A 21,877-nucleotide genomic window follows, 5' to 3' on the forward strand; every position below is an offset into this window, starting at 1 on the left:
AAAAAACGGAAGATCGAGCGGAAGTGCCTCATTGTGCGGGAATGCCTTCCGCGTTCTTCCGGGCATCAACCTCCCTCTGGTAGGTCTCGTTGGCGCGCTTCAGCAGGAACTGCCGGATATCCTCGATCTGCTCGGGCGACATCGAGGAATCGAAGCGATCCATGCCGTAGGCCGTCAGAGCGCCGCGACCGACGACGTTATAGAACGCGTCCTGGTGGCGGATCGCACCGGACCAGCGCAGATCGGGCAGAACACCGCCGGCTTCGCCATTGTCGCCATGGCAGGCCGCGCAATAGGTCTGGAACTGGAAGTAGCCGTTATCCGTCCGCTTCTCGTCGAATTCGGCGGGCGGCTTGACCGGCAGGTAGCCCTTGTCGTTCTGCGGGGGCAGCTTGGCCTTGCCGTCGAGCGAGAAGGCGATGACGCGGGAATGGTTGACGGTCCAGCCGCTGGTGCGCGCAAGCCCGCCCAGGAAGAACGGATAGATGCCGCCCCAGCCCACTTCGACGGCGACATACTGCTTGCCGTTCGCCAGGTAGGTGACCGGCGGCGCGATGATGCCGCTCTGGGCCGCGAAGCTGAACAGGTCGTTGCCGTTCGTGGCGTCGTAGGCGTGGAATTCGCCGTTCGCCAGGCCCTGGAACAGAAGGTCGCCGCCGGTGGCCACGATGCCGCCGTTCCACGGTCCCTTGTGATCGACGCGGAAGGCTTCCTGCTGCTTGATCGGATCCCAGGCCACGATCCAGCCCTTCAGGTCCTTGATGAAGGCGTCCTTGGCGTCCTGCTTGTCGGGCAGGCCGACCTTGTTCATGTCGAGGCCGAGATTCCAGCTGTCCGGGTGGGCTTTGAAGCCGCCGACCTGGTTGGAATACACGAACGGAACCTGCTGCGCCGGGATGTAGACCAGGCCGGTGCGCGGGCTAAAGGCCATTGCCGCGAAATTATGACCGCCCAGGTCGCCGGGGATGCCGTACCAGTCCTTGCCGGTGAGGGTCCACAGGGCTTCCGGATTATAGATCGGCCGGCCGGTCTTCGGGTCCAGGCCGCTGGCCCAGTTCACGTAGACGTAGTTCTTGCCCGACAGGAACTCGCCGGTCTTGGCGTCGATGACGTAGAAGAAGCCGTTCTTGGGCGCATGCACGATGACGTGGCGCATTTCGCCATTGATCGGCAGGTCGAGGGTCATGATCTGCTGGACCGAGGTGAAATCCCACTGGTCCATCGGCGTTTCCTGGAAGTGCCAGACATATTCGCCGGTATCGGGCTTGATCGCCACGATGCTGCCCAGGAAGAAATTGTCGCCCTTGCCGTCGGAGCGGAACTTGTAGTTCCACGGCGAGCCGTTGCCGACGCCCAGATAGACCAGGTCGGTCACCGGGTCGTAGACGATCGAGTCCCACACGGTGCCGCCGCCGCCCTGCTTGGTCCAGGCGCCGGTGGGGCTCCAGGTCTGGTAAGCCTTGTTCATCAGCACGCTATCGGACGCGGCGTGATCGGGCTTGTTCTCGGGATTCGGAACGGTGAAGAAGCGCCAGTCGAGCTTGCCAGTCTCGGCGTCGAAGGCCGAGACGAAGCCGCGGGCGCCGAACTCCGCGCCACCATTGCCGATAATGACACGGCCGCGGGCGATGCGCGGCGCGCCGTCAACCGTATAGGAGCGCTGATGGCCCAGTGCGGCGTCGGTGGGGATGGTGTTGACGCTCCAGACCAGCTTGCCGGTCTTGGCATCCAGCGCGATCAGGCGGCCGTCGAACGTGCCGAAATAGACCTTGCCGTTCCAGTAGGCCGCGCCACGATTGACGGTATCGCAGCAGCCCTTGTCGGCGATGTTGCCGGGCACGCGCGGGTCGTACGCCCAAAGCAGCTTGCCCGTGGCTGCATCGAGGGCCTTCATCTTGCTCCAGTTCGTCGTTGCGTACATGACGCCGTTGACGACGAGCGGTGTGCCTTCCTGGCCGCGATTGGTGTCCAGATCGTAATACCAGGCCAGCTTCAGATTGCCGACATTAGAGCGGTTGATCTGGTCGAGCGGGCTATAGCGCTGCTCGGAATAGGTCCGGCCGTATGTCATCCAGTCGCCAGGATGGTCATCGGCATGGATGATCGCCTCTCCTGTATCGTTTGCAACAGGGTCAGCCGCAATGGCGGCATAGCCGCACAGTGTGACGGCGCATATCGTTCCGGCGGCAAGCGTTCCTCGCAGAGAACGTCCTTTCCGGAAAGCAGCTCGCATCATGTCCGATGTCCTCGTGACAATAGAAAATATAGCCCGACAGCCCCGGTCCTTGACCGGGAGGAAGCAGGCCCACGGCGACCATACTGGGGCTGTAAATTCAGTCTTCTGACGATTTTGTGTGCTCCGGGAGGCGTGCCCTGACACATCGGGATGTGATGGGGTGTCACGGAACCCGTGACGTAAGAGCATGTTGCGGCTCATCAGACTGATTTTATGCCTTTTTTTTACAGTCGGTCGGGGATGTATAATATATTTCCGGTCTCTGGGCGCAACATTAATATGCATTAATGTAATTAAATATATTCATAATTCGGATGAAATTGGGTGTCGGGTTTTCGGCGGAACCGGAATTGAGGGCGGACGAGAATCCTGTCACCTGGCCAGATCGTACTCCGCTAGACTTTCATAAACGGGCTCGTCTGTGCCGCGCAGCGATCGGAAAAGGGTCAGGCGCGGGACCTCGATGGGCGGAAGGGGCAGGGGGGACCAGCGGGCCAGCCAGGAAGCGAGCAGGTCGGGTGCCGGTGAGGTGATTGCGCCGATGGTGATGTGCGGCATGAAGCGCCTGCGTTCGATTTCCATGCCTGCCGAGCGGCGCAGAGCGGTATCGACCTTGCGGTGCAAATGCAGCAGGGGATCGCTGCGTTCGATTCCGATCCAGAGGGTTTGCCGGCCGTCATCGTGCTGGAAGACACCCGGCGCTTCCGGCCGCAGGATGATGCTCGGAGCGCGGATGGCCGAGAGGGCCATGTCGATGTCCTCGAGCCGGTCACGGCCGGAGACCTCGCCGAGGAAGCGAAGCGTGACGTGACAGGTGGCGGGATCGGCCCATCGCACACCAGCGAGGCTGCCGCGCATGGCGGCAATGGCGTCGCTGAGGGGCGATCCGACACCGAGGGCGATGAAAAGTCTCACGGTCGTGCTTCCTGCATGTGGAAGGTTTTCGCTCGTCCTTCCGTTGCCTTATAGTATGCGTCGTTATGGTGTGAGCGAGCCTATCTTGCGGAAAAGTCATCCGGAAACGAGACGATTTTCCTTGAAATGTCGTCGGCTCCTCCCACATCTCAGCTATGTTGTGTCCGGAATTGCCCGGACAAAGGAAGGATGTCATGGCTTTCAGCCCGGATTTTCGAACAATGTCCCGACCCGCAGGCACCGGGGTCGGCGCTGGAGTCATCGACCAGGGGCTGCGTGCCTATATGCTCCGGGTCTATAACTGGATGGCGTCAGGACTGGTGCTGACCGGGCTTGTGGCCTATCTGGTCGCCAACACGAGCCTGCGGGGCGCGTTCTTTGCCGAAATGCTGATGCCCAACGGTGGTGTGGCCGTGCGGCCGACCGGGCTAGGCATGCTGGCGATGTTCGCGCCGCTGGGCTTTGTCCTGGTCATGTCGCTGGGGGTGAACCGGCTGTCGCGGCAGGCGGTGCAGATGCTGTTCTGGGCGTTCTGTGCCGTCATGGGCGCCAGTCTGTCCAGTATTCTTCTGACCTTCACCGGCGTTTCGGTGGTGCGCGTGTTCTTTGTGACGGCCGGCACGTTCTCGGCCATGTCGATCTGGGGGTATGTGACCCGTACCGACCTGACGCGCTTCGGCTCGTTCCTGATCATGGGCCTGTTCGGGCTGGTGATCGCGGGGGTGGTCAATCTGTTCCTGCACAGCCCGATGGTCTATATGCTGTACAGCGTCGTCGGCGTGTTCATCTTTATCGGCCTGACTGCGTTCGACACGCAGCGGATCAAGATGACGTATCAGCAGTTCGCCTATTACGACGGGCCGGACGGTGCGGCCAAGCGGGCGGTTTATGATGCCTTGTCGCTGTATCTGAACTTCATCAACCTCTTTCAGTTTCTCTTGCAGTTCATGGGTGTGCGTAACAACCAGAACAATTGAGATTACTCGAATCGTTTCCGGATCGTGTGCGACGATCCAGGCCCTGCCGAAAGGCGGGGCTTTTTTTTATCCGTCGCCGATCGAAGCCGAAAAATCAGGCCGGTGGTGACGAGCGGTGTGAAATTTCGGCCAAAATAAGACTTATTCTTCCAGGGAAAGAGTGAGATGACGCGGATGTGATGTTGGGCATCTCATTCCATCCGATTGAAATAAAACAAATTAATGCTGTTGGTTTGGTCTGATTGAAATGATCTGAAACATTATGTGAAGGCTTGCTTGTGAGGTCCTTCCGGTCGGATAAGGCGGTAAGAGAACTATGAACGAAAGGATAGCTGCGCAGACAGGACGCTCGAGGCACGCGGCGGCACATGAGGCCCGGTCTGGTTCGGTGGGATGGAAAATACGTATGACCATTCCGATCCTTGATCAGGATCAAGGCCAAGAAGCCGACGAAAACTCATGACGGGATCGATCCGGCGAAGGCCTCCTATTCCAAGAGGGAGGTAGACGGCGGTTGGATATCAACGGATGTAACATACGGCGAGAGACCCACACCGGGATTCGCGGCAGACGTGAAGCATGGCCGTTGTTGCTTTGGGGGCCCGTGAACGAAGCGAGCATATGAGCAAGGGTGATGTCGAAACCAACGAGGCGTGAGATGAAGAAAAAAATCTTGCCAAGATTATCGAGTTTATTGTGTTTGTCCTCAGCGTTCCTCTTGGCGGGATGTGACTGGGCACTGTTCGATCCGAAGGGTACTGTCGGTGCCCAGGAGAAGAGCCTGATCCTGACCTCGACCTATGCGATGCTGCTTGTGGTCGTGCCGGTCATCGTTCTGACGCTGCTGTTTGCATGGCAGTATCGTCATTCGAACACGAGTGCCGAATACCTGCCGAAATGGTCGCATTCGAACAAGATTGAAGTGGTGATCTGGGTTGTTCCGTCCCTGATCATTCTCTTCCTGGCAGTGCTGACCTACCAGACCTGTCATTCTCTGGACCCCTACCGTCCGCTTGAAGAAGAAGCCAACGTGAAGCCTATTCACGTCGAGGTTGTCGCGCTGGACTGGAAGTGGCTGTTCATCTACCCCGACGAGGGGATCGCGACCGTCAACCAGCTGGCCTTCCCGGTGAATACGCCGGTTGACTTCCGGATCACGTCCGACGCGGTGATGAACTCGTTCTTCATTCCGCAGCTTGGCTCGCAGATCTACGCGATGGCCGGCATGCAGACCCAGTTGCACCTCGTGGCCAATACGGCCGGCAACTACCTGGGCGAGTCCGCGAATTTCAGCGGCCGGGGCTTCTCGGACATGCGCTTCCGTGCGCTGGCGCTGAGCAACGACGATTACGCAGCCTGGGTCCAGAAGGTGAAGGCGGCGTCCGAGCAGCTCGACAACTCGAACTATTCGAAGCTGGCCGCGCCCAGCGAGGCGAATCCGGTCGAGTATTTCTCGCATGCGGAACCTGGCCTGTTCGACCAGATCGTGGCCAAGTACAATAATGGCATGGTCATGGATAAGAGCACGGGCAAGATGTTGCATGTGCAGTCCGCGATGTCCGACATGAATATGAAGGAATAGGACCGATGTTAGGAAAATTAAGCTGGTCGGATATTCCGATCGATGTGCCTATTCTTGTCGGCACCTTTGCCGGTGCGGCGATCGCCGGTCTGGCGGTGCTTGGGCTCATCACCTATTACGGCAAGTGGGGCTATCTCTGGAAAGAGTGGTTCACGTCGGTAGACCACAAGCGTCTGGGCGTGATGTATATCGTCCTGGCCCTGGTCGCCCTGTTCCGTGGCTTCGCGGACGCCATCATGATGCGCTCGCAGCTCGCGCTGGCTTATGCCGGCAACCCGGGCTACCTGCCGCCGCATCACTACGACCAGATCTTCTCGGCCCACGGCACCATCATGATCTTCTTCATGGCGATGGCGTTCATGACCGGGCTGATGAACGTGATCGTGCCGCTGCAGATCGGCGCGCGCGACGTGGCCTTCCCCTTCCTGAACTCGCTCAGCTTCTGGATGACGACCATCAGCTTCGTGCTGATCAACGTGTCGCTGTTCATCGGTGAGTTCTCGCAGTGCGGCTGGCTGGCGTATCCGCCTCTGTCCGAGCAGCAGTTCAGCCCTGGGGTCGGTGTCGACTACTATATCTGGGCGGTTCAGCTTTCGGGTGTCGGCACCCTGCTGACCGGCGTGAACTTCTTCACCACCATCGTGAAGATGCGCGCTCCGGGCATGACCTACATGAAGATGCCGGTCTTCACCTGGACCATCTTCTGCACCAGCGTGCTGATCATGCTTTCCTTCCCGATCCTGACCGTGGCCCTGGGCCTGCTGGGTCTGGACCGTTACCTGGGCATGCACTTCTTTACCAATGATGGTGGCGGCAACCAGATGCTCTATCTGAGCGTGATCTGGGGCTGGGGACATCCGGAAGTTTACATCCTGGTTCTGCCCGCGTTCGGTGCGTTCTCGGAAATCACGCAGACCTTCTCGCGCAAGCCGCTGTTCGGCTACAACACCATGGTCTATGCGACCTGCTCGATCATGGTCCTGTCCATGGTCGTGTGGCTGCATCACTTCTTCACCATGGGTGCCGGCGCCAACGTCAATACGTTCTTCGGCGTCATGACGATGATCATCGCCATTCCGACGGGCGTGAAGATCTTCAACTGGCTGTTCACCATGTATAAGGGCCGCGTCGAGTTCCACGCGACCATGTACTGGGTGATCGGCTTCATGATCACCTTCACCATCGGTGGCATGACCGGCGTCATGCTGGCCATTCCGGCCGCTGACTTCGTGCTGCATAACTCGCTGTTCGTTATCGCCCACTTCCACAACGTCATCATCGGCGGTGTGTATTTCGGCTATGTCGCGGCGATGAACTTCTGGTTCCCGAAGGCTTTCGGCTTCAAGCTGAACGAAGCCTGGGGCAAGCGGGCGTTCTGGCTGTGGTTCGTTGGCTTCTACTTCGCGTTCATGCCGCTCTATGTCCTGGGCTTCGAAGGCATGACCCGTCGTATGAACCACTACGACAACCCCGAGTGGTATCCGTGGCTGCTGGTTGCCGAAGCCGGCGCCGTGATGATCGCCCTGGGCATCGTCTGCCAGCTGACGCAGCTCTATGTCTCGATCCGTGACCGCAACCTGGCCGAAAACCGCGATCTGACGGGTGATCCGTGGAACGCGCGCACGCTGGAATGGTCGACCTCCTCGCCCCCGCCGTTCTACAACTTCGCGGTTGTTCCTGCGGTGCATGACCTGGATGCGTTCGCCCATAACAAGGAAGCCGGCATCGATACCCGTGCCGCCGGTTCGAACTACCAGCCGATCCATATGCCGAAGAATACGGCTGCTGGCTTCAGCATCGGTGTGTTCAGCCTGATCCTCGGCTTTGCCGCGGTCTGGTGGATCTGGTGGCTGGCAGCGGTCGGCCTGATCGGTGTCATCGCGACCGTGATCGCGCGGAGCAGCAACAACGATGTCGACTACTACGTGCCGGCGTCCGAGGTTGCCCGTATCGAGAACGAGCATACCCGTAACCTTCTGGCAGCACAGGCGGCGGAATAATGGCGCACGATATGACTGCTGATGCGGCCCACGCCCACGACGAGCACCACGAATCTCCCGTGGTGTTCGGGTTCTGGCTGTATCTGATGACCGACTGCATCATCTTCGGAACGCTGTTCGCGGTGTTCTCGGTGCTGCGGAACCAGTTTGCCGGTGGTCCCACCGGCAAGGACGTCTTCGAACTGGGCGGGGTCGGGATCGAGACGGCAATCCTGCTGCTCAGCTCGATCACCTACGGCTTCGGCATGATCAGTGCGCACCAGAACAAGCTGGGCGCGCTGCGGGGTTGGCTCGGGATTACCTTCCTCCTGGGCCTGGGCTTCCTGTTCATGGAAATCCGTGAGTTCTCGCACATGATTGCGGAAGGCAACGGACCGGATCGCAGCGCGTTCCTGTCGGCCTTCTTCACTCTGGTCGGGACCCACGGGCTGCACGTGACCTGCGGCCTGCTGTGGATGGCGGTTCTGATTGTTCAGACGGGCGGCCAGACCGTTCTGTCCGAGCGGATGACGAACAAGCTGACCTGCCTCAGCCTGTTCTGGCACTTTCTGGACATCGTCTGGATCTGTGTCTTCACCTTTGTCTATCTGATGAGTGTGATCTGATGGCTGACGCGCACGCGCATACGGACCATTCGGGAGCGAGCCACGGGAGCGTAGGGTCTTACCTTACCGGGTTCGTTATCTCTGTCCTGCTGACGGTCGCGGCTTTCGGCATCGTGATGGCACACAGCTTCTCGCCCTCCGGGACGATTGCTGCCATTGCGATCCTGGCTGCCGTGCAAGTTGTGGTTCATCTGGTGTTCTTCCTCCACATGAACACGTCGTCGGAACAGCGTTGGAACGTGATGGCGTTTGCCTTCACGGTTCTGACGGTCTTCGTTCTGGTTGTCGGCACGCTGTTCATCATGCATGACACGTCGATCAACATGATGTCGCGCTGATATCCGTCTGTCCGGGTGCCGCGAGGCACCCGGATTGGATGGATGCCAGACATGAAAAAGGCCGGTGAGGTTTCCCTCACCGGCCTTTTTCATGTCTGGGTCGAAAGCGGCGGAGTGCCGCTCCGATCTTGTGGGGTCAGTCCTTGTGCGGTTCCGGCGACAGCAGGTCCTTCTTGCCGGGCTTGTCCTTCCATTCCTCGGCATCGGCGGGAGCGGTGCCCTTGCGCGTGATGTTGGGCCATTTGACGGAATAGCTGGCATTGATCTCGGCCCACGCGGCGGCGCGGTCGTCGCTGTCGGGGACGATGGCTTCGGCCGGGCATTCCGGTTCGCACACGCCGCAATCGATGCACTCGTCGGGGTTGATGACCAGGAAGTTTTCACCGGCATAGAAGCAATCGACCGGGCACACCTCGACACAGTCCATGAACTTGCAGCGGATGCAGTTTTCGGTGACCACGTAGGTCATCGTTCATCTCCGATTATCTGTAGCTGCGATAACGTCGTGATGACGACATCATCAGCCTTGGGCCTGCGAGGCGCCGCGAACGGGCTCCTCGCCTATGATGCGGGCTGGTATGAAAGTCTTTTGAAGCCATGGCAAGTCAAAGACGCCATGCCGCCGCGTCGGGGTGCTGGCGTTTACTCCGCGGGCGACAGGGCGCGTTCGGGCACGACCTCGTAGAGCAGGCGTGCGACGGGTGCCGATCCGCGCCGCTGGGCCAGCGCCACGATGCGCAGCACCATCACGCCCTCGCCGGTCGGCGGCGGCAGGGTCAGGACGTCACCGGGGCGCACCAGCGCATGGGCCTTTTCGGTACGCTGCCGGTTGATCCGCACCAGGCCGGCCTGGGCGATGCGGGCGCAGTCGCTGCGGCTACGGGCGAAGCGGGCGCACCATAGCCAGCTATCGAGCCGCTGGGTTTCGGCTTCATCGGGCGCGGGGCGTTCGCGGCTCATCGCCTTGGGTATTTCAGGGCGGCGAGTGCTGCGAACGGGCCGTCGGGGATGGGACGGGGTGCCCGGACGGCCGGGATGGGACGAATGGTGCCGGATGCCTGCCCCTTGGGTTTTGATGGACGGGCTGGTCCTTCAGTCGGCGGGTTGGGAGCGCGGTGCCGCTGCCGGCGTCGGGCATCCTGGGTCACCGCCAGCATTGCCGGCGCGGCCGGGCCGTATTCGCTGGCGCCGAGGGGGCGGGCGGCGCGGACGGGGATCTCCAGTGCCTTCAGGATCGCCGCCACCATTTCCGGACGGACGCCCAGCCGCGAGGGCAGGCCGTCGGGCAGGGGGACCGGGCCGTTGCGCGCGCGCCAGCGTAGCTCGCCGGACAGTTTCTCGGCGATATCCAGCCTGAGACGCACCGGGCCGGCGGCGATCCAGCCCAGTTGCGCCAGGATGGCGTCATGCGGGCCGTCGGCGGGGATCGAGACCGCGCCTGCGGGCGGCAGGTCGGGTAGTTTCCGCCCGGCCCGCGCCGCCAGCAGGATGGCGCGCAGGTGCATGGCGTGGGGGCGGAGCAGCGACGGCATCAGCACCGCATGTCGCCCGATGCGCACGCCGAGCGCCTTGAGGCGGGCCCGCTGGGCGGGGGGAACGGACAGGCTGTCGGCCACTACGCCGCCCTGTTCTTCCAGCCGGTGCAGGATGCCGCGCAGGGTCGGGTCCGCTTCCACGGCGGCGCGGGCGGCGAACAGGGGGGCCATTGCGCCGCGCACCTGCCGGTCCAGCCACTGGGCGAGATGCGCCCGGATGCGTTCCTTCTGCGCGCCGTCGAGAAAGGAATTGTCCATGACGTCGATGCGGGGTCGCAGCAGGTGGTCTCCGCCGCGCAGGCGGGCGACCGTGCCGCCGTCCCATTCGACGAAGCGCCCGTCGGCGGAGAACGCGAAGGCGTCGTCCGGGGCCTGGGTGAGCGCCTGGACGCGGCGGGGGATTTCGGTGCGCAGGGCACGGCGTGCGGCGCGCAGAAGGAGGCGCTGGTCGGGCAGCGCGCAGGCGACGTCCGCCACCAGGTCCAGGCCGACCACCCGGCCCACCGGATGGCCTTCCACCACCACTTCGCCCTGGGCGGTGACGGCGGACAGCAGGTCTTCCTCGGCTGATTCGTCCAGGCGGCGGATCAGGGAGGCGGCGCGGCGGTCGACGAAGCGGGCGGTCAGCCGTTCATGCAGCGCATCCGACAACTGGTCCTCGACCGCGCGGGTGCGCTCCTGCCACTGGGTGGCGTGCCGTACCCAGTCGCGCCGGGCGGCGATATAGGCGCAGACGCGAATGCCCGAGAGGCGGTGCATCAGGGAGTCGATATCGCCGTCGGTCTTGTTGAAGCCCGCGATCTGGGACTCCATCCACGCCTCGGGCACATGCTCGTCGCGTATGACGTGGGTGAAGATCCGCGCGCAGAGCCTGGTGTGGCTCTCGTCGCCCAGCTTGCGGAAATCGGGGATCTGGCAGGTCTCCCATAGCAAGCGGGTGGCGCGGGATGAGCGGACGAGGGCGCGGATATCCGGCACCGCCGCCAGGCTGCCGAGGGTCAGGACGTCCGTGGCCTCGTTGCCGGCAGTGAGGCCGATTGTCGGCGGGGGACGGTTCAGGCTGGCCAGAAGGGCCTCGGGATTGGAGAAATCCAGATCGCTGTTACGCCAGAACAGGCGCTCGATCGGGTCGAAACGGTGGGTTTCGACGGCCTCGACCACCTCCTCGGGCAGGGGTGGACAGGTGCCGGCGGTGCCGAAGGTGCCGTCGCGCATGCCGCGTCCGGCGCGGCCGGCGATCTGGGCGATTTCGGCCGGGTAGAGCCGGCGGGCCCGCATACCGTCGAATTTCGACAGGCCGGCGAAGGCGACATGGTTGACGTCCATGTTCAGGCCCATGCCGATGGCGTCGGTGGCGACCAGGTAATCGACCTCGCGCTCCTGATAGAGTGCGACCTGTGCGTTGCGCGTGCGCGGGGAAAGCTGGCCCATGACCACGGCGCAGCCGCCGCGCCGGCGCCGGATCAGTTCGGCGATCGCGTAGACTTCGGTGGCGGAGAAGGCGACGATGGCGGAGCGGGGGGGCAGGCGCGTCAGCTTGCTCGCACCCAGGTGGGTCAGGCTGGAGAGGCGGGGCCGGGTATCGATCTCGATGCCCGGTACCAGGCGGCGCAGCAGGGGGCGAATGGTCTCCGCGCCCAGGAACATGGTTTCCACCATGCCGCGCGCATGCAGCAGCCGGTCGGTGAAGATGTGACCCCGGTCGGGGTCGGCGCAGAGCTGGATTTCGTCGACCGCGACGAATTCGGCACGCTGGTCGAGCGGCATGGCCTCGACGGTGCAGGAGAACCAGCGGGCATTCGGCGGGACGATCTTTTCCTCGCCGGTGATCAGCGCGACGGCGCCGGCACCTTTGACGGCGACCATGCGCTCGTAATTCTCGCGGGCCAGCAGGCGCAGGGGAAAGCCGATGATGCCGCTGGAATGGGCGAGCAGCCGCTCGATGGCGAGATGGGTCTTGCCTGTATTGGTCGGCCCGAGGACGGCCCTGATTCGCCTGGCATGCGCAGGGTGGAAGGCGTGTCGCGCGGCACTGGGGGAGCCGGCCCCCGGGGATGCACCCATCATGGAGCCATGCTCAGATGACGTCGGATGGATTGCAAGCAAAACCCGCGCCCTGATTGTAGAATGCGTACGCGACCGGTTGCGTTGCCCGACCGCAGGACGCACGCTGATGGTGTTCGGGTTGCGGAGGTCGCTGATGTCCATTGAAGAATTCCCCTGCCTGCTGCCGTCCACGCGGGGGCGACGCAGCGGTGTGCGCGTGATTCACGCGATCACGCATGCCGAGTTCGGCACCCTGGCCGAACGAGTCGGTGAATCCGGCGCCGCATTCCTGCGCGAGTCGGGTTTTCGGGGGCAGGTCGGGGAACTGGGGCTGGTGCCGGGCAAGGGCGGCGTGGCGGCGGCGGTGCTGGGCGTGCAGGCGGGGGCGGACCCGTTTCAGTTCGGCACGCTGGCGAAGGATCTGCCGCCGGGCGCGTGGAAGATTGCGCTGCCTGAGGGCATTGCCCCGGATATCGCGGTTCTGGGCTTTTGCCTGGGGGCGTATCACATGCCCGCCTTTGGCCGGGCCGCGCGGCCGGAGCGGGATATCGCGCGCCTGATCGTGCCGGCCGGCGGTGCCGCCGGGGCGGAGGTCGCGCAGGCGATCCGGCTGGGGCGGGACCTGATCAACGCGCCGCCCAACCTGATGGGGCCGGCCGAACTGGCCGAGGCGGCCCGTACCCTGCTGGAACCGCTTGGCGCGCGGGTGGAGATCGTGAAGGGACGGAAGCTGGCGCGGGCCTATCCCACTGTCGCGCATGTCGGTGCGGGATCGGAGCGGGCGCCCAAGGTGGTGATCGCGCGCTGGCAGGGCAGCCGGGCGGGCGCGAAAGCGCCGGTGCTGTCGCTGGTGGGCAAGGGGGTGTGTTTCGATACCGGCGGTTACGACATCAAGCCGGCGGCGGGCATGCTGCGCATGAAGAAGGATATGGGCGGGGCCGCCATTATGCTGGCCCTGGCCCGCCTGGTGATGGTACGCGACCTGCCCATCCGGCTGGAGTTGCGCCTGGGATGCGTGGAGAACAGCATTTCGGGTACGGCCATGCGGCCATCGGATGTGGTCGTTACGCGGTCGGGCCAGACGGTGGAGATCGGCAATACGGATGCCGAGGGCCGGCTGGTGCTGTGCGACCTGCTGACCGAAGCCAGCGAGACGGACCCGGACCTGCTGATCGACGCCGCCACCCTGACCGGTGCCGCCCGCGTGGCGCTGGGCCCGGACCTGCCGGCGCTGTTCAGCAATGACGACGAGGTTGCGCAGGCGATTCTGGACGCCGGCACGTCTTGCGGCGACCCGCTGTGGCGGCTGCCCCTGTGGGACGATTATGCCTCGTGGCTGCGGAGTCCGGTGGCCGATCTGAACAATGTGGCGGCAAAACCCATGGCGGGCGCGCTTACGGCAGCGCTGTTTTTAAAAAAATTCATCAAAACAGGCGTGCGCTGGGCACATATCGATGTGTATGCGTGGAACGATCATTACCGTTCCGGACGGCCGGAAGGAGGGGAAATTCCAGTTTTACGGGCCGTGTACGCATCTTTGTTGCGGACCCTTCACGCAAGGGACAGTACGTAATCGTGAAATAATGACCATGAACGAACTATTCTCATTTCACGGGCTTATATCTGCCGCATTCTGAAACTATATACGGTTCTGGAATGACCGTCGGACCCTGAGCGGGAACGCTGACGGCAAAAATTTTGGGGGGCGTTGCCGACCTCCTCGGGAAAGGCTTTTTTACTATGGCTCAGAACTCATCGACCACCGACCAACTGGTCAACACCCTGCGCGACACCATCGTTGCCATGGTGCGCCGTGACGGGCCGGATCTGTCGGCCCGCCAGCTTGCCGTCTTCCTCACCTGCTACCTTGAGGAAGGGGCGCATACCGTCCGTGGCCTCGCTGCCGCGCTGAACGTGTCCAAGCCGGCCATCACCCGTGCGCTCGACCGGCTCGGCGAACTGGATCTGGCCCGCCGCAAGGTGGACCCGATGGATCGCCGCTCGGTTCTGGTGCAGCGCACGCTGAAGGGCTCGGCCTATCTGCGTGAACTGCGTTCGATCATGGGCGAGGCCGCCGGTGTGTCGACGCCCGCCCGCACGGCCAAGATCGTGCGCGAAGAGCGCGCGCCGCGTCGCGCCGCCGGCTGATGCGGCTGGGCGGTGGCCCGTCCGGGCCACCGCCCGTTCCATTCTGGAAGACGACAGATCGATCGGATGAATTGGCCGGTGGCCGTGCGTGACCGATGGTCCGCACGCGCGTTCCTATGCTCGCCGATTCCCTTCAGGGCGTATGTTCGGGCGTCAATTCAGCCGATCAGAACAGACGATTAGGAGAAAGATCATGCGTATGGCATCGCGTATCGCTGCCGTGGCCGCTCTCGCCGTTCCGTTTCTGATGACGTCCCTTCCTGGCCCGGTAACCGCCCGCGCCGCCGATGACCTGGGTACGCCCGTCGGGCATATCCGGCTGGTTGCGAAATCGGCCGATGTCGGCGTCGGCTGGACGTGGGGCTCCGGCAAGCTGACCTACGGGCATCATACCTACAACTTCACCGTCAAGGGCGGCTCGATCGCTGCGGTCGGCTATTCGAAGATCGAAGGTACGGGCACCGTCTATAACCTGAAGAACCTGCATGATTTCGACGGCACCTATGTGGCCGGCAACGGTGAAGCCACGGCTGGTAACGGCGTGGGTGGCAGCCTGCTGCACAATGGGAACGGCGTGACGATCAAGATCGAAACCGTCTCGAAGGGTGCGCGACTGGCCGCCGCTGCCCAGGGGCTGGAACTGACGCTGACCCACTGACGGGTCTTTCGGCACCGGGCCCGGTTCGTCGCTCAGACGGGCCGGGTCGGTTGCCGCATGCGCCGCTCGACGAAGGCGCTCCAGGCCAGCTGCGGCAGCAGGACCGCGAGCAGGCCGGTTGCCGTTCCCGACAGGCCATGCAGGACGGTATAGGCCGTCACGCTTCCCCACAGAACGAACCCCCAGTGTATGAGGGTGACGGTGACCGGCGAGAGGCCGGACTGTGTTGCGCGTTGGTAGAGATGCTCGCGATGGCCTTCCATCAGGCGGGCGCCGTTCCGCCAGCGACGGGCCAGCGTATAAAGGACATCATAGATCAGTCCGGCCAGCAGCATCGGTACCACGTACCACGCGGCCTGGCCGGGATGGCTGGCGCAGGCGAGGCCGAACGCGCCGGCCAGCAGGCCGCAGGGCTGGCTGCCGACATCGCCCATGAAGATGCGGGCCGATGGAAAATTGAACGGCAGGAAACCGGCCAGGGCCGCCGCCAGCACCAGAGCCATGCCGCCGAGGGTTGTTCCCGTCGCCAGGATGCCGATGGCGAGGCCGGCCAGCATGACCGAACCCGATACCAGCCCGTTCAGCCCATCCATGAAATTGACCGCGTTGGTCATGAACACCAGGCAGCAGACCGACAGGACGAACCAGACGGGTGCGGCAAACGATGCGGCCCAGGGAATGGGCAGCATGGCGGGCAGGCCGGTGGGGACCGGGAGCGTGAGGGCCACCAGGACCGATGCCGCGACCTGGGCCGCCAGCTTCAGGAGGGGGGACCATTGATACACGTCGTCCAGCCAGGAGATCGCGCCCAGCAGGGTCGTCGCGGCCAGCAGGCCGGCGAGGGGCAGGTCCAGCGGCGGCAGGCCGTGCAGCATGCGCCCGGCCGGGACCGCCAGCACGAAGGCCGCCATGATGCCGATGCCGCCGCCCTTGGGGGTGGGCCGCGTGTGCGAACTGCGATGCCCCGGATGGTCCATGACGCCCAGGCGGATCGTCGCCGCTACGGTCAGGGCGGCGGTGATCCAGGTGGCGAACAGCAGGAACGGGAAGGCCAGGGGCGAGGGAGGGGCGATCACGACCGCCTGCCGTGCTGTTTTGTCGTCATGGCTTCTTCTAGCATGGAATGGGCTGGGCTATATGATCGGGACAATGGCTTCGCAACGCCCTGACCCCGGTGACGACCCCGGCGAGCCCGACGCCGGGCGGCGCCCGGTCAACCGAATCGCCGTCAACGTGATGCTGGATGGGGGGCTTGCCGCGCTCTCGGCCCCGCTTGCCCGCTGGCTGGCCGACCCTGGCGGCGGCCTGTTGCATCCGCTGTGGTTTATCGCGGGTGGGGCGATCACACTGGTGATCAGCAGTGTGCCGTTTCGTGTCCAGCAGCAATATTGGCGCTTTTCCGGGGTGGATGACCTGCTGGGAATCGCCGGGGCCTCGGTGGCCAGCGCCGTACTGTTCTCGCTGGGTCTGTATGTCACCGGTTTTTCGATTCCCACGCCGGCTTTTCCGTTCATTCATGCGTTGGTGCTGCTGGTGCTGCTGGGCGGCGTGCGGGTGGTCTATCGCCTGTCCTGCCGGCATTCCACACGGCGCTATCCGTCCGTCCAGGTGGTGCTGATCGGGTCCGATCAGTCCGCCGACCTGTTCATCCGCGCCATCGAGCGCGCGTCACACCCGGCGTTTCGGGTCGCGGGCATCATGACCGGGGGGCGGCGGCAGACGGGGCGCCGAATCCACGGTGTGCCGATTCTGGGCCATGTGCGGACGATGGATGATATCCTGGACCGGGCGCGTGGTGGGAGCGGGTGGCCGGACCTGCTGATCGTGACCGATGCCGAATTCCGGGGCGAGGAACTGGCGCGGGTGCTGACATCGGCCGAGCAGCGCGGCCTGTCCGTCCAGCGGGCACCGGACCTGACGGACCTGACCCCCGCCGCCCGGCTGGAATTGCGGCCTATCGCGATCGAGGAACTGCTGAACCGGCCGCAGATCGATCTGGACCAGGCGGGGATGGCGGCGCTGCTGGGCGGCCGCACGGTTCTGGTGACCGGGGCGGGGGGATCGATCGGCTCGGAACTGGCGCGGCAGATCGCCGGATATGCGCCGGGGCGCCTGCTGTTGCTGGACCATGGGGAGTTCGCGCTGTGGCAGATCGACCTTGAATTGTCCGAACGCGCGCCGGATATCCGCCGCGAGGCGATACTGGCCGATGTTCGCGATCACGACCGGATGGAAGAGGTCTGTGCCCTCTATCGCCCCGAACTGGTCTTTCATGCCGCTGCTCTCAAGCATGTGCCGATGGTCGAGGCGAACCCGTGCGAGGGGGTGCTGACCAATGTGATCGGCACCCGCGTGGTGGCCGATGCGGCGGCGCGCAACGGGGCGCTGGCCCTGGTCATGGTCTCGACCGACAAGGCGGTGAATCCGTCCAGCCTGATGGGGGCCTCCAAGCGCGCGGCCGAGATGTATTGCCAGGCGCTGGATGTCGCGGCGCGGAGCGGCGGCGGCGAGGCCATGCGGTGTGTGACCGTGCGGTTCGGCAACGTGCTGGGATCGACCGGATCGGTCGTGCCGCTGTTTCGCCGCCAGTTGGAGCGGGGCGGGCCGCTGACCGTGACCCACCCCGACATGCAGCGTTATTTCATGACGGTCTCGGAAGCGGTGGGGCTGGTCCTGCAGGCCAGTGTGCGCGGGACGATCCGCGACCAGGCGGGAAGCGGGACGGATACGCTGCTGCGCAATGGCGGCATTTTCGTATTGGACATGGGCAAGCCGGTGAAGATCGTCGATCTGGCGCGGCAGATGATCCGGCTGGCCGGCCTGCGCCCGCAGGTGGATGTGCCGATCCATTTCACCGGTCTGCGGCCTGGCGAAAAGCTGTTTGAGGAACTGTTCCACGGGCGCGAGGCGCCGGTGGCGACCGATCACCCCGGCCTGCGCATGGCGACGCCGCGTATCGTGGACAGCCGCGCGGTGGGGCTGGTGATCGACCGGCTGGCCGTGGCCTGCCATAGGGGGGACGCGCCGGCCGTCCTTGCGCTGATCAGGGGTCTCGTTCCCGAATTCGCCCATAACCCGACTGGCGATCCGCACGATACGATGGCGGAACCGACCGACGCCGAAAGGACGATGCATTCATGACTGCTCCGCTGCCCGACAGCCTTCCGCCCATCGCGTTTCTCGACCTGCCGGCGCAGCAGGCGCGGCTGGGCGATGCGATCCGGCGGCGGGTCGATACCGTGATGGCGCATTGCCGGTTCGTGATGGGCCCCGAAGTGGCGGAACTGGAGCAGGCACTGGCGGCCTATGCCGGGGCGGACCAGTGCGTGGGCGTGTCCTCGGGCACCGATGCGATCCAGATCGTGATGATGGCCGAGGGAATCGGGCCGGGGGATGCGGTGTTCCTGCCGGCCTTTACCTACACGGCGACGGCCGAAGTGCCGCTGCTGCTGAAGGCGACGCCGGTTTTCGTCGATGTCGACCCCCGGACCTTCCAGATCGACCCGGCCAGCCTGGAACGGCGGATTGCCCAGGTGCGGGCCGACGGGCGGCTGCGCCCGCGTGCGATCGTGGGGGTCGATCTGTTCGGCCAGCCGGCGCCGTGGCCTGAACTGCGCGCGATCGCGGAGCGGGAAGGGCTGTTCCTGATGGATGATTGCGCCCAGTCGTTTGGCGGCGCGCTGTCGGGCCGCAAGCTGGGATGCGAGGCGACCGCCACCACCCTGTCCTTCTTCCCGTCCAAGCCCCTGGGCGGCTATGGCGATGGCGGCGCGATCCTGACCAACGACCCCGAGCGGGCGGACCTGTATCGCTCGCTGCGTACCCATGGCGAAGGCAAGACGCGATATGAGGTGCTGCGCATCGGCATGAACGGGCGGCTCGATACGCTCCAGGCAGCCGTCCTGCTGGCGAAGCTGGAGGGGTTCGACGACGAACTCGCGCGCCGCGACGCCATCGCGGACGCGTATGACGCCGGGCTGGAAGGGCATGTCGTCACGCCGGCGCGGGTGCCGCATTCGCAGAGCGCGTGGGCGATCTATGCCGTTCTGACCGAAAATGAAGCCGCGCGCGTGGCCTTGCAGGACCGGCTGAAAGCGCGGGGCGTGCCCTCGGCGATCTATTATCCGCGGCCCCTCCACCTTCAGCCCGCATATCAGGGCTCGCATGACGGAACGCCGTTGCCTGTTGCCGAAGATCTGGCTTGCCGTATTCTTGCGCTGCCCATCCACCCCGAACTGACGGATGCGGAGGTCGCGCGGGTTATCGCGGCCGTTCACGGATAAACGAGAAAGACATCAGGCATGAGACGGGAAACAGCACTGCTTCTGGGCTTCCTGACGGTCACGGTCGGGACTTCGGCCGTGCTGTGGTCCTTCGCGATGCCGAATTTCAAACCCCTGGCGATTCCCGAGATGACGAATGGCGTCATCAGCGTGGGGCCGATGCGCCAGCAGCGCGCGCTGTCGGCGGCGGAGATCCATACGCTCAATGACTGGTTGCAGCATCATCGCACCGTCTGGGGGCCGTTGGGACAGACGCCGCCTTCATCGGGCGATGCCACCATCACCCTGACGGCGAACCGGCCGGCAGGAGCGGATGGCAAGCCCGTTCCCTACAGCATGACGCTGTGGACCGGCATCAGCGCCGCCGATTGGAACAATACCGTGTTCCTTGAGGATCGGCCGGGTGCGGTGATCCGCGTGCATCAGTTTTCCGAAGCCGATTTCGCGGCGTTGCGCCGGCTTGTGGACCAGCATCCGTACGAGCGGACCGCTTTTCCGTGATCGCGGTTCCGTCGCGAACGGCGGCGCTGATCTTCGATTGCGACGGCACCCTGGTCGATACGCTGCCGCTCTATCTGCGGGGATGGCTGGCGGCCTTGCAGGCGGAAGCCGCGCATGAGGTGGCGCCGGAATGGTTCCACGGCCGGGGTGGCCTGTCGGAACATATGGTGCTGGACCTGATGGAAACGGAACTGGGGCGGCCGCTCGATCGCCCGGCCATTCTCCGTGCCGCCCGGCGGAACGTGCTGGCCGCCATGACCGATCTGCGGGAGATCGCGGTGGTGGCGGACCTTGCCCGCCGCTATCGCGGCACGTTGCCGATGGCCGTGGCCTCCAGCGGTTCGCGGGAGATCGTTTTGGCGTCCTTGACCCGTACAGGGCTGCTTGAGCTGTTCGATACGGTGGTGACGATCGACGATGTGGCGCGGGCCAAGCCGGCGCCGGACCTGTTTCTGGAGGCCGCGCGCCGGCTTGGCGCCGCGCCCGAATGTTGCCTGGTGCTGGAGGACAGTGCCGAAGGGCTGGCGGCGGCGGGTCATGCCGGCATGCAGGGCGTGGATATCCGTCCCTATATCCGCCCGGTGAACGACCAGCCGTGACGACCTGACAGCCTTGTGGAGCCTGACCGAGACTATGGGCTGGTGAGCCAGACCATAGTCTCTATCGGGATTTCTCCGTCGGGCTTTCAGACCCGGTCGGAGTCCTTGAGTGGCGGGCTGGCGCGGTCCATCACGGCCAGCAGCGCGGCGGTCAGGGGTGAGGCCAGGATCAGGCCGGGGAGGCCGAGGATGGTGCCGAACACGGTCTGCGACAGGATGGTGACGCCCGGCGGCATCTGCACCGCGTGGCGCTGGATCAGCGGTGCCATGACATTGCCCTCGAAGAACTGGATGGCGGTGTAGAGCGCCAGCACCATCAGCCCCTCGCGCGTGCCGACCGACAGGCCGAGCAGGATGGCAGGGATCGCGCCGATGAAGGCGCCGATATAGGGGATGAAGTTCGCCAGGCCGGCGACGACGCCCAATGCCAGGGCCAGCGGCACGCCGATGAACCACAGGCCGAGTGCGGACAGGACGCCGACGACGAACATGTCCAGCGCCTGTCCGGCGGTCCAGGCCCACAGGGTGCGCCCCGCCACCAGCAGGAGTTCGCGGGCGGTGGGACGGTGGGCGATGGGGAACAGGCGCAGCAGGCCGTTGACGTAGAGGGTGGGCGACAGCGCGAAATAGAGCCCGGCGATGAGGATGACGGCCAGCGTGCCGACCGCGCCGAAGGCCGAGGACAGGACGCCGGTCATGGACCCGGCGATGCGCGAGCCCATGCCGTCGGTGCCCCCGCCGGTCTGGTTGCCGCCCAGCGCCTGCGGCAGGTGGTCCAGCAGCGTGCGCCCGAACTCGCTGGTGCCCAGTTGCGTCCGCACGGCATAGGCCTGCGTGGTCAGCGCTACGCGCAGGCGTGTGGCCTGCTCGGCGATGGTGGGGCCGCTGCTCCAGATCAGGCCGCCGAATGCGGTCAGCAGGATGACGACGACCAGGGACAGGGCCAGCCAGTAGGGGAGCTTGATCCAGCGTTGGGCCAGCGTTGCCAGATTATGCAGGATGACCGCGAGCAGCGTCGCGGCGAAGACGACCATCAGCACGGGGCCGAGCAGCCAGATCGACAGGATCACGGCGGTCAGCAGGATCGTTCTCTGGAGCAGGGTGTGGATTTTGGCCAACTGCTCGGCGCGGGGATCGGTGGGGGACGTGTCGTGCTGGGATTCCCGCTTTTCCTCGGAAGTGGCGGGTTGGGAGTCGGTCACGGCGATGGAGGGCATGGCGTTTCCGCTTTGTGGTCGGCTGGTGGCCCGGAACAGGCCACGCATCATTGATTCAAGAGCTCTGGGTGACAAACCCGGCACCCGATGGATTTCAGGGGCTGGCACCCGGGAAGGGTTCGCATATCCGCCTGCCTGCGTCGATGTCGTCGGGACGAGGCGAGGCGGAACACTATCCTGACAACGCCCCGATGAACGAAAGGATACCGGATGGCGGTCCGGGCCGGCGAGCGGGGC

The 21,877-nt window shown here is 64.4% G+C and carries 19 protein-coding genes; 12 read left to right on the forward strand and 7 right to left on the reverse strand.

Features of this window, described 5'->3' with window-relative positions:
• Nucleotides 1–28 precede the first annotated feature (28 nt).
• Together C7453_RS06925 and thpR are read right to left on the reverse strand one after the other, a co-directional pair.
• On the reverse strand, nucleotides 29–2,236 hold the full coding sequence (locus C7453_RS06925; RefSeq protein ID WP_114726817.1) for a PQQ-dependent dehydrogenase, methanol/ethanol family: 2,208 nt from the start codon (nucleotides 2,234–2,236) through the stop codon (nucleotides 29–31).
• 372 nt (nucleotides 2,237–2,608) lie between these two features.
• Entirely contained in the window at nucleotides 2,609–3,151 is a 543-nt protein-coding gene (thpR, locus tag C7453_RS06930; protein ID WP_114726818.1) for an RNA 2',3'-cyclic phosphodiesterase, read from the reverse strand.
• A 194-nt stretch (nucleotides 3,152–3,345) separates the two neighbouring features.
• Here thpR and C7453_RS06935 point away from each other — a divergent pair, with 194 nt between their 5' ends.
• The 5 genes from C7453_RS06935 (at nucleotide 3,346) to cyoD (ending at nucleotide 8,653) form a co-directional block, all read left to right on the forward strand.
• Complete coding sequence (locus tag C7453_RS06935) at nucleotides 3,346–4,128, forward strand: Bax inhibitor-1/YccA family protein (protein WP_114726819.1); 783 nt, start codon at nucleotides 3,346–3,348, stop codon at nucleotides 4,126–4,128.
• 658 nt (nucleotides 4,129–4,786) lie between these two features.
• Nucleotides 4,787–5,710, forward strand: a complete 924-nt coding sequence (cyoA, locus tag C7453_RS06940; RefSeq protein ID WP_114726820.1) for a ubiquinol oxidase subunit II — start codon at nucleotides 4,787–4,789, stop codon at nucleotides 5,708–5,710.
• A 5-nt stretch (nucleotides 5,711–5,715) separates the two neighbouring features.
• On the forward strand, nucleotides 5,716–7,710 hold the full coding sequence (gene cyoB, locus C7453_RS06945) for a cytochrome o ubiquinol oxidase subunit I (RefSeq protein ID WP_114726821.1): 1,995 nt from the start codon (nucleotides 5,716–5,718) through the stop codon (nucleotides 7,708–7,710).
• Nucleotides 7,710–8,315: a cytochrome o ubiquinol oxidase subunit III gene (gene cyoC, locus C7453_RS06950; RefSeq protein ID WP_114726822.1), complete on the forward strand. Its 606-nt coding sequence runs from the start codon at nucleotides 7,710–7,712 to the stop codon at nucleotides 8,313–8,315. The genes cyoB and cyoC overlap by 1 nt, the downstream gene beginning before the upstream one ends.
• Nucleotides 8,315–8,653, forward strand: a complete 339-nt coding sequence (gene cyoD / locus C7453_RS06955; RefSeq protein ID WP_114726823.1) for a cytochrome o ubiquinol oxidase subunit IV — start codon at nucleotides 8,315–8,317, stop codon at nucleotides 8,651–8,653. The genes cyoC and cyoD overlap by 1 nt, the downstream gene beginning before the upstream one ends.
• 136 nt (nucleotides 8,654–8,789) lie before the next feature.
• Here cyoD and fdxA read toward each other — a convergent pair whose 3' ends face one another.
• The 3 genes from fdxA to C7453_RS06970 form a co-directional block, all read right to left on the reverse strand.
• Nucleotides 8,790–9,122, reverse strand: coding sequence for a ferredoxin FdxA (fdxA, locus tag C7453_RS06960; protein ID WP_114726824.1), 333 nt, complete (start codon nucleotides 9,120–9,122; stop codon nucleotides 8,790–8,792).
• 173 nt (nucleotides 9,123–9,295) lie between these two features.
• The gene (locus C7453_RS06965; RefSeq protein ID WP_114726825.1) at nucleotides 9,296–9,613 is read right to left on the reverse strand and encodes an RNA-binding S4 domain-containing protein; all 318 of its coding nucleotides are present in this window, start codon (nucleotides 9,611–9,613) and stop codon (nucleotides 9,296–9,298) included.
• Nucleotides 9,610–12,255: a helicase-related protein gene (locus tag C7453_RS06970; protein ID WP_114726826.1), complete on the reverse strand. Its 2,646-nt coding sequence runs from the start codon at nucleotides 12,253–12,255 to the stop codon at nucleotides 9,610–9,612. The genes C7453_RS06965 and C7453_RS06970 overlap by 4 nt, the downstream gene beginning before the upstream one ends.
• 133 nt (nucleotides 12,256–12,388) lie before the next feature.
• Here C7453_RS06970 and C7453_RS06975 point away from each other — a divergent pair, with 133 nt between their 5' ends.
• From C7453_RS06975 to C7453_RS06985, 3 genes are all read left to right on the forward strand, one after another.
• Nucleotides 12,389–13,807 (forward strand): leucyl aminopeptidase family protein, encoded by a 1,419-nt coding sequence (locus tag C7453_RS06975; protein WP_114727053.1) that lies wholly within the window; start codon nucleotides 12,389–12,391, stop codon nucleotides 13,805–13,807.
• Between the two features lie 167 nt (nucleotides 13,808–13,974).
• Nucleotides 13,975–14,382 carry a MarR family transcriptional regulator gene (locus C7453_RS06980; protein WP_114726827.1) on the forward strand — a complete coding sequence of 136 codons (408 nt, stop codon included), beginning with the start codon at nucleotides 13,975–13,977 and terminating at the stop codon, nucleotides 14,380–14,382.
• 193 nt (nucleotides 14,383–14,575) lie between these two features.
• Nucleotides 14,576–15,040: a hypothetical protein gene (locus C7453_RS06985; RefSeq protein ID WP_114726828.1), complete on the forward strand. Its 465-nt coding sequence runs from the start codon at nucleotides 14,576–14,578 to the stop codon at nucleotides 15,038–15,040.
• Nucleotides 15,041–15,072: 32 nt separating this feature from the next.
• Here the strand turns inward: C7453_RS06985 and C7453_RS06990 are convergent, their stop codons facing one another.
• Nucleotides 15,073–16,116 (reverse strand): glycosyltransferase family 4 protein, encoded by a 1,044-nt coding sequence (locus C7453_RS06990; protein ID WP_114726829.1) that lies wholly within the window; start codon nucleotides 16,114–16,116, stop codon nucleotides 15,073–15,075.
• 73 nt (nucleotides 16,117–16,189) lie between these two features.
• On the opposite strand from C7453_RS06990, the gene C7453_RS06995 reads away from it, so the two are divergent.
• The 4 genes from C7453_RS06995 to C7453_RS07010 are packed head-to-tail and all read left to right on the forward strand — an operon-like array spanning nucleotide 16,190 to nucleotide 20,423.
• Nucleotides 16,190–18,181, forward strand: a complete 1,992-nt coding sequence (locus C7453_RS06995; RefSeq protein ID WP_245948896.1) for a polysaccharide biosynthesis protein — start codon at nucleotides 16,190–16,192, stop codon at nucleotides 18,179–18,181.
• Complete coding sequence (locus tag C7453_RS07000; RefSeq protein WP_114726831.1) at nucleotides 18,178–19,323, forward strand: DegT/DnrJ/EryC1/StrS family aminotransferase; 1,146 nt, start codon at nucleotides 18,178–18,180, stop codon at nucleotides 19,321–19,323. Before C7453_RS06995 ends, C7453_RS07000 begins: the two co-directional genes overlap by 4 nt.
• Nucleotides 19,324–19,341: 18 nt before the next feature.
• Nucleotides 19,342–19,824 (forward strand): hypothetical protein, encoded by a 483-nt coding sequence (locus tag C7453_RS07005; RefSeq protein WP_114726832.1) that lies wholly within the window; start codon nucleotides 19,342–19,344, stop codon nucleotides 19,822–19,824.
• Nucleotides 19,821–20,423: an HAD family hydrolase gene (locus C7453_RS07010; protein ID WP_114726833.1), complete on the forward strand. Its 603-nt coding sequence runs from the start codon at nucleotides 19,821–19,823 to the stop codon at nucleotides 20,421–20,423. The genes C7453_RS07005 and C7453_RS07010 overlap by 4 nt, the downstream gene beginning before the upstream one ends.
• Before the next feature lie 86 nt (nucleotides 20,424–20,509).
• Here C7453_RS07010 and C7453_RS07015 read toward each other — a convergent pair whose 3' ends face one another.
• Nucleotides 20,510–21,640: an AI-2E family transporter gene (locus C7453_RS07015; protein WP_114726834.1), complete on the reverse strand. Its 1,131-nt coding sequence runs from the start codon at nucleotides 21,638–21,640 to the stop codon at nucleotides 20,510–20,512.
• Nucleotides 21,641–21,877 lie beyond the last annotated feature (237 nt).

The sequence above is a fragment of the Gluconacetobacter liquefaciens genome (genome assembly GCF_003350405.1).
Taxonomy (GTDB): Bacteria; Pseudomonadota; Alphaproteobacteria; order Acetobacterales; family Acetobacteraceae; genus Gluconacetobacter; species Gluconacetobacter liquefaciens.

Bases quoted from the DNA above. Each gene is read 5' to 3' on its own strand.
- fdxA (WP_114726824.1), bottom strand. From the start codon at position 9,122: ATGACCTACGTGGTCACCGAAAACTGCATCCGCTGCAAGTTCATGGAC.
- cyoD (WP_114726823.1), top strand. From the start codon at position 8,315: ATGGCTGACGCGCACGCGCATACGGACCATTCGGGAGCGAGCCACGGG.
- cyoB (WP_114726821.1), top strand. From the start codon at position 5,716: ATGTTAGGAAAATTAAGCTGGTCGGATATTCCGATCGATGTGCCTATT.
- C7453_RS06965 (WP_114726825.1), bottom strand. From the start codon at position 9,613: ATGAGCCGCGAACGCCCCGCGCCCGATGAAGCCGAAACCCAGCGGCTC.
- C7453_RS06935 (WP_114726819.1), top strand. From the start codon at position 3,346: ATGGCTTTCAGCCCGGATTTTCGAACAATGTCCCGACCCGCAGGCACC.
- cyoA (WP_114726820.1), top strand. From the start codon at position 4,787: ATGAAGAAAAAAATCTTGCCAAGATTATCGAGTTTATTGTGTTTGTCC.
- cyoC (WP_114726822.1), top strand. From the start codon at position 7,710: ATGGCGCACGATATGACTGCTGATGCGGCCCACGCCCACGACGAGCAC.
- C7453_RS07005 (WP_114726832.1), top strand. From the start codon at position 19,342: ATGAGACGGGAAACAGCACTGCTTCTGGGCTTCCTGACGGTCACGGTC.
- C7453_RS06925 (WP_114726817.1), bottom strand. From the start codon at position 2,236: ATGATGCGAGCTGCTTTCCGGAAAGGACGTTCTCTGCGAGGAACGCTT.
- C7453_RS06995 (WP_245948896.1), top strand. From the start codon at position 16,190: ATGGCTTCGCAACGCCCTGACCCCGGTGACGACCCCGGCGAGCCCGAC.
- C7453_RS06970 (WP_114726826.1), bottom strand. From the start codon at position 12,255: ATGATGGGTGCATCCCCGGGGGCCGGCTCCCCCAGTGCCGCGCGACAC.
- C7453_RS06980 (WP_114726827.1), top strand. From the start codon at position 13,975: ATGGCTCAGAACTCATCGACCACCGACCAACTGGTCAACACCCTGCGC.
- C7453_RS06985 (WP_114726828.1), top strand. From the start codon at position 14,576: ATGCGTATGGCATCGCGTATCGCTGCCGTGGCCGCTCTCGCCGTTCCG.
- C7453_RS07015 (WP_114726834.1), bottom strand. From the start codon at position 21,640: ATGCCCTCCATCGCCGTGACCGACTCCCAACCCGCCACTTCCGAGGAA.
- C7453_RS07000 (WP_114726831.1), top strand. From the start codon at position 18,178: ATGACTGCTCCGCTGCCCGACAGCCTTCCGCCCATCGCGTTTCTCGAC.
- C7453_RS06975 (WP_114727053.1), top strand. From the start codon at position 12,389: ATGTCCATTGAAGAATTCCCCTGCCTGCTGCCGTCCACGCGGGGGCGA.